2 protein-coding genes are annotated in these 14122 nt (G+C 58.3%); both read left to right on the forward strand.

What is annotated here, in order from left to right:
- Position 1 precedes the first annotated feature (1 nt).
- Positions 2 to 9403 (forward strand): amino acid adenylation domain-containing protein, encoded by a 9402-nt coding sequence (locus FJ147_01440; GenBank protein MBM4254541.1) that lies wholly within the window; start codon positions 2 to 4, stop codon positions 9401 to 9403.
- A 4-nt stretch (positions 9404 to 9407) separates the two neighbouring features.
- Positions 9408 to 14093 carry an acyltransferase domain-containing protein gene (locus tag FJ147_01445; GenBank protein MBM4254542.1) on the forward strand — a complete coding sequence of 1562 codons (4686 nt, stop codon included), beginning with the start codon at positions 9408 to 9410 and terminating at the stop codon, positions 14091 to 14093.
- Positions 14094 to 14122 lie beyond the last annotated feature (29 nt).

The raw sequence follows: 14122 nt of genomic DNA on the forward strand, positions 1-14122 counted from the left end.
CATGGCAATGAAGGACTCTGGCGAACTGACCCCCCTGCAGAAGGCGTTTGTTGCCATCAAGCAACTGCGTGGCAAGGTCGAACGTCTTGAACAGGCAGACACTGAGCCGATCGCGATTATCGGCATGAGCTGTCGCGTGCCTGGGGCCAATGATCCAGAATCGTTTTGGCAGCTGATTCGCAACGGCGAGGATATGGTCACTACTGTCCCGCGTGAGCGCTGGGATATTGAGGCCTATTATCACCCAGAACCCGGACGGCCTGGGAAGACATATACCCGGCATGGGGGATTCCTCAGTGGCGTGGACCGTTTCGATGCGGCGTTCTTTGGCATCTCCGCGCGCGAAGCTGAGGGCATGGACCCGCAACAACGCCTGCTCTTGGAAGTCGCCTGGGAAGCGCTCGAACATGCGGGATTGGTTCCCGCCCACCTCGCAGGAAGTGCCACAGGAGTCTTTGTTGGAGTCACTGCGGGCGACTACGCTATGCTGCAGGTCGAACAGGCAGATCAGAATCAGACCCATCCCTATTTCAATACCGGAACGCCCTTGAACGCTTGTGCAGGTCGGCTGTCCTATATCTTGGGTTTGCAGGGTCCCTGCATGGCGGTTGATACTGCCTGCTCTTCTTCGCTCTCCGCCATTCATCTGGCCTGTATGAGCCTACGCGCCGGGGAGTGCGATCAGGTGCTCGCCGGTGGGGTCAATCTCATCCTCACTCCCAGAGTCTTTGTCACGTTGTCAGCGGCTGGTATGATGGCGCCCGACGGGCGCTGCAAGACCTTCGACGCCACCGCCAACGGGTATGTCCGCGCTGAAGGCTGCGGTATTGTGGTGCTCAAGCGTTACAGCGATGCGCAAGCCGCAGGGGATCGTGTCCTCGCTTTGATTCGCGGTTCGGCGGTGAACCAGGATGGGGCGAGCAGCGGATTTACCGCGCCAAACGGCGTGGCCCAACAAAAATTGCTCTGCCAGGCTCTCGGCAAAGCGAAGGTCGCACCGGCAGAGATCGACTATGTGGAAGCGCACGGGACGGGAACCGCGCTGGGTGATCTGATCGAGACCCAGGCATTGGGTACTGTCCTGGGACAAGCTGAAGCCAGACTGCACCCGCTGTTAGTGGGATCGGTCAAGTCTAATATCGGCCACCTGGAGTCGGCAGCGGGTGTCGCGGGCCTCATCAAACTGGTGCAGGCGTTGCGATATGAGGAGCTCCCGCCCACGCTTCATCTCACACAGCCAAACCCCGACGTCGCCTGGGAGACACTGCAGGTGAAGCCAGTGATTGAACTAACCCCGTGGCCTCGGGGTCAGAAACGCCGCGTGGCTGGGCTCAGTTCATTTGGTGCGACCGGCAGTAACGCACACCTGATTCTTGAAGAAGCCCCGCCGAGCCTGCCGCAGCGTCCAGAAGTCGACCGCCCCATGCATATTTTGACGCTGTCAGCCAAGTCGCAATCGGCGTTGTTGGAGTTAGCCGGTGACTACGAACACTTGCTCGTGCAAGAGACATCGCCAGCGCTTGCCGATGTCTGTTTCACTGCCAATAGTAGTCGAACTCACTTTAAGTGGCGCGTCGCTCTGGGTGCTGCCGATAAGGAACAAGCACGCGCACAGCTTGCTGCCTTTAGTGCTGGCCGATCGGTTCCTGGACTGCTGCTTGGTGGTGAACCGCCAGCGAAACCTCTACGCCCTGCGTGGCTGTTCACCGGACAAGGTGCGCTCTATCCCGGTATGGGACGTGAGCTATATGAAGTGCACTCTGGTTTTCGCCGCGCAATAGACGGCTGTGCGGAAATCCTCGAACCCCTGCTGGAAAAGCCGCTGCAGTCCGTTCTGTACCCAAGTGCGCATAGAGATGACAGCGCGGACCTCCTCCAGCAGGCGGTGTATGTCCAGCCTGCACTATTTGCGCTGCAATATGCTCTGGCCAGTTTGTGGCGCTCATGGGGTGTGGAACCCGAAGCGGTGGTCGGTCACAGTCTCGGTGAATACTGCGCGGCCTGTATCGCCGGGGTCTTCAGTCTTGAAGATGGCCTGAAGCTTGTGGTTGAGCGCGCCCGTCTGATGCAAACGCTGGCTGAGACCGGCAGTATGGTCGCCGTCATGACCAGCGAAGCCCGCGTGGCGCAGGCATTGGCTCCCCATCGTCAGGATGTGAGTATCGCGGCGGTGAATGGGCCGCAAAACGTGGTCGTGTCCGGTCGGACGCCGGTGGTGCAACAGCTTGTCAGTCAGTTTCGTACGGAAGGCATTGAGACCATCCCGCTACAGGTGACCCACGCGTTTCACTCGCCGGTCATGGATCCGCTGTTAGATGCGTTTGAACGATTTGCTGAGCAGATCGATTTTCACGCGCCAACACTGCCCCTGATCTCAAACTTGACGGGCCAACCGCTAACGCCAGGAGTGGTTCCCGATGCTGAGTATTGGCGGCGGCACTGCCGTGAGCCCGTGCAGTTCATGCAGAGTCTGTCTACCCTATTGAATCGCAACCTCAGCCTCTTTATAGAAATCGGTCCTCACCCAGTGTTAAGTCATTTAGGCAAACGCCAAGAGCCGTCGGCTGTGTGGCTCCCGTCCCTGACACGCCACAAGAGCGATTGGTCGGTGTTGCTGAGCAGTGTCGCTGAAGCATACATCCGCGGGGCGAACATTGACTGGTCTGGCTTTGACGCGCCCTTCGCCCGCAATCGTGTGTCCGTGCCAACGTATGCCTTTCAACGCACGCCCTATTGGATTGTCAGAAAAGAATCGATTATGAAAGACAGTCAAGCGAATTCCCAAACTCCCCAGTCTGCCCAAGATAATCGGCAAACTCAACGTGAAGCCATTTTGACGCATGCACTGCAGCTAATTGCCGGAATGCTCCACGTCCACCCCTCCGAGATTGATATTCATGCGTCGTTTCTGGAAATGGGGGCTGACTCGCTCGTGTTAGTCGAAGGGGTACGCACGGTTGAAGATCATTTCGGCGTCAAACTTGAGATCCGCCAATTTTTTGAAGAGATTACCACGATCGCGACCCTGGTCGATTATCTGGTTGATCGCACAACCTTCGGACTCCCTCCGTCCTCACCGGCAGTGCAGCCGACACAAGTCGCACCTCAAGCTATCGCTCCCACCATCATAGCTCCCATCAGCACAGCACCTGTCGTAGCGCATGGCGTGGCCGCGCTTCCTCAAGTCACAACGCGAACAGGTGGAACAGCCCTGGAGCAGATTGTCCTGGCGCAGATGCAGTTGATGAGCCAGCAATTGGCTGCCTTGCAGGGAACTGCACCTGCAGTTAGTGTGCCCGCGCAGATTGCCCACAGCAGCCTGGCAGAAAACGGCGACGCGCCTGAACGATCCGCTGTTGCAGTACTAGCGCCCGCGCAGCCCGCGGCTCCAACAGAACTGCGTCAGTCGCCGAAGGTTGCTGAAGACCGTTCCTCGCCCTTGCGAGCACTGGCGAATCCGATCACCCCAGGCCCCAAAACCACGGACCCGCGCCAGAGTGCGCATCTGGCCGCGCTCATTGAACGCTACGAGAAAAAAACTCCGAAGTCCAAAGCCCTGGCGCAAGCGTGTCGTCCAGGGCTGGCCGACAGTCGCGCCAGCGTCGGCTTTCGCTTTTCCACCAAGGAGATCCTCTATCCAATCACCGGGAGTGAGTCGCTCGGTTCGCGCTTGCGTGATGTCGATGGCAACACCTATGTCGACTTGACCATGGGATTCGGCGTGCTGCTGTTTGGTAGCCGCCCCGAGTTTATGAACGGCGTCGTTGAAGCGGAAGTCCAGCGTGGGTTCCAACTCGGTCCACGGTCAGACGTGATGGCAGAGGTCACATCCCTGTTTACTGAGCTGACTGGGCACGACCGTGTCGCGTTTACCAACTCTGGCACTGAAGCCGTCATGATTGCCTTGCGACTGGCGCGCACTGCCACTGGTCGCTCGAAGATTGCGTTGTTTGAGGGATCATACCATGGACACTCCGATGGCACCCTCGCCAAGACTGTGCGCGTGAACGGCGAACTGCGGTCCGAGCCGGTGGCACCCGGCATACCGCCCAACGTCGCCAAAGACGTTCTCGTGCTTGAATACGGTACGGCGGAAACGCTGGAGACTCTGCGCGCCCACGCCCATGAACTCGCGGCGATTCTGGTGGAACCAGTGCAGAGTCGACGTCTGGACTTTCAACCGGTTGACTTCTTACGCCAACTGCGCGCGCTGACCGAGGAGTTGGGTACCGCGCTGATCTTTGACGAAATGATTTGCGGGTTCCGTGCCCACCAGGGCGGTGCTCAGGGTCTCTTTGGCATCCAGGCGGATATCGCGACCTACGGGAAGATCCTCGGCGGTGGCATGCCGATCGGCGCAGTGGCGGGAAAAGGTCGCTTCTTGGACGGCATCGATGGCGGCGTGTGGCAGTATGGTGATAACTCTTATCCACGCGCCACTCGCACCTATTTTGGTGGGACGTTCTGCCAGCATCCCTTTTCGATGGCAGCCTGCCGAGCCACACTGCGTTACCTCAAAGCGCAGGGCCCCGGCCTTCAAGAACGGCTCAATCAACGCACAGCCGAACTCGCTGAGACGCTCAATGCCTATTTCCTTACAGAGGAATTGCCCCTGCGCGTCTCTTACTTTTCCTCTGCCTTTCGCTTTGAGTTTTCCGGTAACCTCGAATTGCTCTATTACCACCTGTTAGAGAAGGGAGTGTACATCTGGGAGTGGCGCAATTGTTTCCTGTCAACCGCTCACACCGATGAGGACATCGCACAGTTCATTCAGGCAGTGAAAGACAGCCTTGAGGAGATGCGGCACGGTGGGTTCCTACCTGAGCGACGTTCCAGGCATCAGCCTTCGGGGCCCGATGGCAATGGGCACCACGCGACGAACGGTGTAGGGGTGCGTCGGGGGCAGACAACACCGACCCCGCTCCATAGCAAAACTGTACGTTCCGAAGACCCGCGCGGTTTCTGGTATCGACCCAATTCCAAACTGAGCCATCGTGAGACGGTTGTTGATCACCAACCGTTAGTGCGGCAAACTGGTCAACAGGGTCAACGAGCACTCACTTTTGGTATATCGTACTTCGGCCCGTACTCTGCATCCTTTAGCGACGATAAGTATGACCTGCTGCTGGAGAGCGCACGGTATGCGGACAGCGAGGGATTTGCTGCTCTCTGGGTGCCTGAGCGGCATTTCCACGAGTTTGGCGGCTTCTCGCCTAATCCTTCGGTGCTGGCCGCTGCGCTCGCTAGAGAAACCACACGTATCCACTTACGCGCGGGCAGCGTGGTGTTGCCGCTGCATCACCCGATTCGCGTGGCTGAGGAATGGGCACTAGTCGATAATCTGTCTGGCGGTCGCGCAGGCATCGCCTTCGCCTCTGGCTGGCATGCTAATGATTTTGTCTTTGCTCCCGAGGCGTATGGACAACATCGCGAGTTGACGTTCCAGGGTGTAGAAACCGTGCGCCAGTTGTGGCGCGGAGAAACGATCACGCAGCGCGGCGGACAAGAAAGTAAAGTCGACGTCAGTATTTATCCCCGGCCCAAACAAGCCAGCCTCCCCGCTTGGCTCACCATCGTCAACAACCCCGATACCTATCGTAAAGCCGGTGAGCTGGGGGTTGGGGTGCTGACCAACCTGATGGGCCAATCGTTGGATGACCTGGCTGCCAATATCGCCGTGTACCGACGAGCCTTAGCCGAACATGGCCACGACCCAGCGGCAGGACACGTGACTGTCCTGATCCATACCTATTTGGCGGCTGACGCTAGCGAGGCTATCGAGACCGCACGCCAGCCCATGTGTGACTATCTCTTGTCCAGTATCGGGCTCTTCCAGAAGATGGCACAGAGCGAGGGCAAGGCGCTCAATATCGACCGTTTGACCCAAGCGGACAAAACTTTCCTGGTACAAAGCGCGTATGAGAAATACGTCGCATCGAGCGCACTTATCGGCTCGCCGCAAAGCTGCGCGCCGACTGTCGAGCGGCTCATTGATATCGGCGTCAACGAGCTCGCGTGCTTTGTCGATTTTGGCGTTGCGCGCGAAGCGGTGTTGGCAGGACTTCCGTATCTCAACACGCTCAGACAGCAGTACCAGACACACAGTGAGAGTTTATCCAAGCTCGCAGCCAACTCGCAGGAACCCGTCTCCATTCCCTTGAGTGAAGCCCAACAACAGTTGTGGATTTTGGCGCAGCTCAGTAAGGACGGGAGTCGTGCCTACAACGACCCAGCGGCGTTGCTACTGCGCGGGTCGCTCGATCACGACGCCTTGCGGCATGCCTTGCAGCAGGTGGTTACCCGTCATGAGTCCCTGCGCACGACGTTCGACAAAAGCGGAGAACTGCAAGTGATTCATCCGCCGCAGGCGGTGGAATTAGCGTGTATTGATCTCTCGGCAGAGACAGAGCCTGAGGTTCGCCTTGGGGAATGGCTTGCAGAGCATACCCAGCAGGCTTTTGACTTTGAGAATGGGCCACTCTTTTCAGCTACTGTATTCAGGCTCGAAGCAGAACGACATGCGCTGGTCCTGTCAGCTCACCACATTGTCAGCGACGGTCCATCAATGGCGCTTATCCTCAACGAACTGCTGACGCTGTATGGCGCAGCGCGCGGTGGACAGGCTGCCGAACTGGCCACGCCGACTCAGTATCGCGATTTTCTTAGTTGGCAACAGGAACAAAGAGACACCGACGCTATGGCCGGACACGAGCGCTATTGGCACCAGCAATTCGCCAGTCCCATTCCAGCGTTGGATCTGCCGAGCGACCGCGTGCGTCCGCCGGTCATGACCTATAACGGTGCCCGTGCGTCGTGTGAGATCGACTCCACCCTGCTGCAGGCGATACGAAAAGTGGGCGCTGCCCATGGCTGTACGCCGTACATGGTGTTTCTCGCTGCCTATTCTGCCCTCATGCACCGGCTCAGCGGTCAGGAACAAGTGGTGATTGGCGCGCCGTACACTGGCCGGGCATTGGCAGGAGGCAACTCGTTGGTCGGCTACTGCATTCACCTGCTGCCGATTGTCAGCACGGCAAATACGGAGGTCACGTTCGCCGACCACCTGCGCTATATCCGCGGTACCTTATTGAACGCGTACGAACATCAAGACTATCCCTTTGCGCGCTTGGTCAATACACTGAATATGAAGCGCGATAGCAGCCGTCCACCGCTGCTCAGCACTATTTTCAATCTCGAACGTCAGCCCGAGCTGCAAAAAACAGCCGGGCTGCAAGTTGAGGTCTATCCCCAGCCGATTAGCTTTACCCGTGTCGATCTCACCCTGACTGTCTTCTTGCAAGAGCGCAAGGCAAGGCTGGAATGCGATTACAATACTGATTTGTTTGATGCAACGACGATTCAACGCTGGCTTGAGCACTATGTGACGTTACTAGCATCGGCTGCCGCTCAGCCGCAGCAAGCGGTGGCAACACTCCCGTTATTAACTGACGCGACACGTCGCCACCAGCTTGAGGAATGGAACGTCACTGACCCGGCGGCCTCAGCCGCCTGCTTCCACAAGCTGTGGGAAGCGCGGGTTGCCCAACATCCAGACCGAATCGCGCTCGAAGAGGACGGCGAACACGGCAGATGCTTCACTTATAGTGATCTGAACCAACGGGCCAACCAACTGGCGCACTATCTGCGACGCATGGGAGTTGGACCCGATCAACGCGTCGGGGTGTGTCTGCAGCGCTCATGGCAACTCATGGTCGCGATGTTAGCCACGCTCAAAGCCGGTGGGGCTTATGTCCCGTTGGACCCCTCGTATCCGAGTGTACGTTTGAGCCTGATGCAGTCGGATGCGCGCATTACCGTTTTGCTCACCCAAGAGACGTTCCTCGCGCAATTGACCGATCGCCCCAACCAGGTGTGTTGTCTCGATCGCGAGTGGGGGAAAATCGCGAGCGAATCAGCGGCCAATCCCGACATCAACGTCAGGCCCGCTAACCTCGCCTATGTGATCTACACCTCAGGTTCAACCGGCAAACCCAAGGGCGTGATGATTTCCCATCATGGCTTGGTGAACTACCTTACATGGGCCGTGCAGGCGTATGCGGTGCAAGAAGAAGAGGGTGCACCGGTGCTGGGTTCCATCGGCTTCGACGCCACAGTGACCAGTTTGTTCGTGCCGCTCCTGGCTGGCGGTAAGGTCATCTTGTTGACCGAGGGTGGAGAGCTTGAAGCGCTGGCCTCTCTGCACCGCTCGGCGCGTACGTTCAGTTTCATCAAACTCACTCCAGCTCATCTGGAGATTTTTAACACGATGGTACCAGGCCAACCGCCAGCCGATCTGACGCGCTTCTTAGTGCTTGGCGGCGAAGCCCTATCCGGGGCTGCCATACACCCGTGGCTTCAGCATGGCGCAACGCGGATCGTCAATGAATATGGTCCGACCGAAACAGTGGTGGGATGCTGCACGTACGAGCCCGAACATCCTTGCTCCGGCATGGTGCCCATCGGTCGTCCGATCCGCGGCACCCGTTTGCATATTCTCGATAAACACTCACAGATCGTTCCTCCCGGAGTTCCTGGGGAACTCTACATCGGTGGGATCGGGTTGGCGCGTGGCTATCTCGACAAACCCGACCTCACCGCTGGTGTCTTTATACCGGACCCATTCGCCGGAACCGGCGACGGAGAGCCGGGCGCTCGTCTCTACAAAACCGGCGATCGCGCCTGTTACATGCCTGATGGTACCCTGGTCTTCCTGGGTCGCGTCGACCGTCAGGTCAAACTCCACGGCTTTCGTATCGAGCTTGGAGAAATCGAGGCGACGCTGACCGCGCGACCGGAGGTGCACGAGGCTGTGGTGCTGCTCCGCGAGGACCAGCCTGGTCATCCGCGCTTGGTTGCCTATGTGCGTCCAGCCCATACTCCATCGGCGGAGAAGTTTGCCGTCGAGAAACTCCGCGCCGAACTCAAAAGTCTGCTGCCACACTATATGGTGCCAGCGGTCATTGTCCCTCTAGAGGAAATGCCGCTGACCACCAATGGTAAGATTGATCACCAGGCGTTACCGATCCCGGACCAGGTCCGCCCTGAGCAAGCAACCGCGTACGTAGCGCCGCGCACGAACGTTGAACAACAAATCGTTGGCGTCTGGCAAGAGGTGCTCAGTGTGGACAAGGTGGGGATTCATGACAACTTTTTTGATCTGGGCGGTACCTCGCTTCTGTTGCTGCAAGCGGCAAACAAGCTTGAACGTCTCTTGCATCATGACGATGGGGTGATCGAGATCTTCAAATACCCAACGATAGCATCCCTCGCTCACTACTTGAGCAGCGACAAGGGAGCAGCCCAACCCGAGTACAGCCAGATTCGCGACCGTATCGGCCAACAACAGGCGGCTGCTCGTATGCAGGCCCTGCGCAACAAAGCCCAACGTGGAATAGGGAGCTGAGGTTATGAGTCATGAAGAGCCGCGAGTTGAACAAGACGCCATTGCCATTATCGGCATGGCCGCGCGTATGCCGGGCGCTGCGAACCTGGATGCCTTCTGGCGTAACCTGCGTGACGGCGTCGAATCGATCTCGCACTTCTCTGAAGAGGAGTTACTGGAATCGGGTCTCGACCTGGCGACGATCAGACAGCCCAATTTTATTCCAGCCAAAGGGATCATGGCGGACGTCGAGCAGTTCGATGCGTCGTTTTTTGGTATTGCTCCCAGGGAAGCTGAGATCATGGACCCACAGCACCGCTTACTCATGGAGTGTGCGTGGGAGGTGATGGAACACGCCGGGTATGATTCCGAGAGCTATGCTGGCCGCATCGCCGTCTATACCAGCACCGGCATGAATACCTATCTGCCGGTGAACATCCTCTCCAATCCAGGTCTGGCCGAGAGTGTCGGCGGCTTTCAACTGTCGATTTATAACGACAAGGATTTTGTTCCCACCCGCATCGCCTACAGCATGAATCTCAAAGGACCAGGGGTTGATATTGGCACCGCCTGTTCCTCGTCTCTGGTGAGCCTGCACTTTGCCTGTCAGAACCTGCTCACCTATCAGTGTGATATGGCGATTGTTGGTGCCGTGTCGGTCCATTTCCCCGTGAAGGTCGGGCATCTCTGTGAGGAAGGGGCAGCCTACTCGCCCGATGGTCACTGTCGTCCCTTCGACGCGACCCGCAGTGGCTTGATTGATGGCAATGGCATGGGTGCGGTGGTACTCAAGCGCCTCTCGGACGCCCTTGCTGATGGCGACTATATTCACGCAGTGATTAAAGGGACAGCCATCAACAATGACGGCTCGTTGAAAGTCGGCTACGCGGCCCCCAGTATCGATGGACAAGCCAGAGTTATCATTGAGGCCCAGGCGCTGGCTGGGTGTCCGCCTGACACTATTAGTTATATCGAGGCCCATGGCACAGCCACACCGTTGGGTGATCCGATTGAAGTGAAAGCGTTGACCCAGGCGTTTCGCGTAGGCACGCAGCGCAAGGGATTCTGTGGCCTCGGTTCAGTCAAGTCCAATATTGGCCATGTCGATAAAGCCGCGGGGCTGGCCGGTCTGATCAAAACCACGCTGGCACTTAAGCATGACGTGATTCCACCCAGTCTGCATTTCACCGCGCCGAATCCGAAGCTCAACCTGCCCGATAGCCCCTTCCACGTGGTCAACAAGTTGCAGCCCTGGCCCAAAAACGCCGACACGCCTCGGCGCGCGGGCATTAGTTCGTTTGGTGTCGGTGGCACCAATGCACATGCAGTGATAGAGGAAGCGCCGCCGGTGGCGCCGAGTTCGCCCTCCCGTCCGGTGCAGGTCCTGATGGTCTCAGCTAAAACCGAGGCCGCGGTGGAGGCTGCCACAGAGAATCTGGCAACATTCCTGGAACAAGCGCCGGACATGAACCTCAGCGATGTGTGCTACACCTTGCAGCAGGGCCGCCGCCCGTTTGTCTATCGACGAGCGGTCGTTTGCACCTCGGGGACCGAGGGTGTGAAGGCGCTGCGCGCAAGTCAATTCGCCCGTGTCGCCGATGCAACCAATCGCGGCGTGGTTTTTCTCTTCCCTGGTCAAGGCAGCCAGTATCCAGGCATGGGGCACGATCTCTACCGTCATGAGCCGGTCTTCCGCGACCAGGTGGATCAGTGTGCGCATTATCTAGAACCCGAGCTACAGTTGGATATCCGCACGCTGTTGTTCCCAGCCGCAGAAGAGTACGAAGAGGCGGCTACGCAATTAGCCCAGACCGCGTTGACGCAACCAGCCCTGTTCACCATTGAGTACGCCTTGGCGCAACTGTGGATGAGTTGGGGCGTGCAGCCGCGTGCGATGATCGGCCATAGCCTGGGAGAATATGTCGCCGCGTGCATCGCGGGCGTCTTTTCCTTGCAAGATGCGCTGACGTTGATTACCGCGCGCGGACGCATGATGCAGAAGCTACCATCGGGCGCGATGTTGGCGGTTCCCTTGGCCGAAAAAGAGCTACAGCCCTTGCTAGGAGCGAAAATTGACCTGGCCGCGGTGAACGGCCCACAACTCTGTGTCGTCTCTGGCCCCGAGCGAGAGATAGCTGCATTGGACGAGCGATTAACCAAGCAGGGACTCTCCTGTCGCCTTCTCCATACCTCCCATGCCTTTCATTCCGCCATGATGGAGCCGATGCTCCAACCCTTTACCAGCCTGGTGCGCAGCATCACGCTTAAGCCACCGCAAAGCCCCTATCTCTCGAATTTGACCGGGCAATGGATTACCGAAGCACAGGCCACCCAGCCAGAGTATTGGGCCCAGCACCTGCGCCATACAGTGCGCTTCGCCGCTGGCATCTCTTGTCTACTCGATTCTGAGCCGTCGGTGCTGCTGGAGGTCGGGCCAGGACGCACTTTGTGTGACCTGGCCTCTCAAGTGCAAAGCAAGCATCGTGCGCAGTGTTTGCCCAGCTTGCCGCACGCGCGGGAGAAACGCGGCGCGCAACAGTTCGTCTTGCAGGCTCTGGCCGAGTTATGGATGACCGGTGCGAATATGGATTGGGCAGGCTTTTACCAACACGAACGGCGTCAGCGCGTCCCCTTGCCGACCTATCCTTTTCAGCGGCGCCGCTACTGGATTGATCCAGCCAAGCAGGTCACGATGGGAACGGCAGAAAGCACTGCAACCGGTAAGAAACCCGATGTCGCTGACTGGTTCTACCTGCCCTCGTGGAAGGCAACGCTGACACCCGTGGCGCAGCTCGAAGCGATGCCCGCAGACACATGCTGGCTGGTCTTTGCTGACGAACATGGACTGGCTGCGGCGCTTGCGGCTGAACTGGTGCGTGTCGGTCACTCCGTGGTCAGCGTACGTAAGGGCGCTGGCTTTGCGCGCAAGGATGCACAGACCTATACGGTGAACCCGACCGAGCCCGCTGATTTTGTGACTCTGTGTAAGGACCTGCACGATCGCCAAGTGCTGCCGCAACGGATTCTCTACTTGTGGGGCACCACGAGCGACAACCGCACTGTGAGAGACCCGCACGATATCGGTGACTACTGTGGCGGTCTCTTGTCCATAGTCCAAGCGTTTACGCAGCAATCATCGGCGCAGCCGGTTGAGCTCCTCGTCGTCGCTAATCAGATGCGTGATGTCAGCGGGGAAACATCCATTGATCCAGCCAAGGCCGCCCTGCTTGGTCCGCTCAGCACGATTCCTTGGGAGCATCCTGGTTTCACTTGTCGTGCGATCGACATTCCTTCGCCGGGCTTGCGAACCTGGCAGTTACCGAGTCTGGTCACTCGCCTGATGTCTGAACTCGGAGGACCTGCAGCGGAGCGGATTGTTGCTTTGCGGGCCGGTCAGCGTTGGATCGCCGATCTTGACCCGGTCCGCTTGGAAATCCCAAGCGCGGAAAAAAACCTACGAGGCTCCGGTCTGCTCCGCGACGGTGGGGTGTATGTGATTACTGGCGGTCTCTATACCATCGGGTTGCAGTTGGCCCGCCAGATAGCGACTATGGTGCACGCCAAGCTGGTCCTGACCGCGTGCGGTCCAACGACCGGCAATGGATCGCAGCCGTCAGCCGCCGCGCTTGCTCCTATCGCGCCGCAGCTTCAGGAACTCGAATCGTTGGGCTGTGAGGTCCTACCGCTCCACCTTGAGCGCTTCGATACCCTTCACCTCGAAGACGCATTGCGTCACGCCGAACGTCGCTTTGGCCGTATCTCTGGGGTGATTCATGCCGAGGACATGAGTAGTGCGCGCCTCTTCAGTTTCATTCAAGATCTCGATCCCACTGCCCGCGACCACTACTGGAACGAGCAGCGCCAGACACTCGTCGCTCTCACAGAGTGTTTGCAAGAACGAGAGGTAAGTTTTTGCATGGTGATGTCTTCCCTCGCTTCTGAAGTCGGCGGGGTAGGGCAGGTCGCGCATACCACTGCCAGTGTGTATCTCGATGCGTTCACCCAGTGGCACCATCAACAGACGGCGTGCCCGTTGATGGTAGTGAACTGGGATATGTGGAACACCGAAGAAGACCGGGTACCGGCGCACTCGGGCCTCGCCACGCTCGCCATGACCCCCGCAGAAGGGGCTCACGCGTTCCAGCGCATGCTGTATGCCGGCACCTTCGCACGTATCCTTGTCTCCACCACCGATCCGCGCTTGCGCCACGAGGTGATCCGCACCATGCACGCAAAGCACGCGACGCTCGGCCCGACGGAAGAGAGCAACGGACTGACTGGTGCCACGAGAGACCATGCACGTCCTGACCTACTGACTCCCTATGCGCAGCCGCGGAGCGACGATGAGACCGTCATGGCTGAGCTGTGGCAAGAGTGTTTGGGCATAGACCGGATTGGCATTCACGACAATTTCTTTGATTTGGGCGGTCATTCCCTCCTAGCTACAAAACTTGTGTCACGCTTACAGCAGACCTTCCAGGTACGTATGGAATTGGACATTTTTTTCTCCAGTCCGACGATTGCCGAGTTGACCGAGGCGCTACTGCATCAACAGTTAGAGCAGAATGGCGGAGATCAGATGACCCACTTACTCGACCGACTTGAAGAGCTAACCGAGGAAGAGGCCGAGGCTCTGCTGAACAGTAACAGCCTGCCCACGGACCTGCTTGCTGCTCTTGCCGACGAAATCAGTGACGACCGCAATCAGTAGGCCACAATGAACCTTGCTGCAAGAAGGAA

Source organism: Deltaproteobacteria bacterium (assembly GCA_016874775.1).
Taxonomy (GTDB): Bacteria; Desulfobacterota; Binatia; order Bin18; family Bin18; genus VGTJ01.

Coding starts and splice junctions, on each gene's coding strand:
- FJ147_01440 (MBM4254541.1), top strand. CDS start 2: ATGGCAATGAAGGACTCTGGCGAACTGACCCCCCTGCAGAAGGCGTTT.
- FJ147_01445 (MBM4254542.1), top strand. CDS start 9,408: ATGAGTCATGAAGAGCCGCGAGTTGAACAAGACGCCATTGCCATTATC.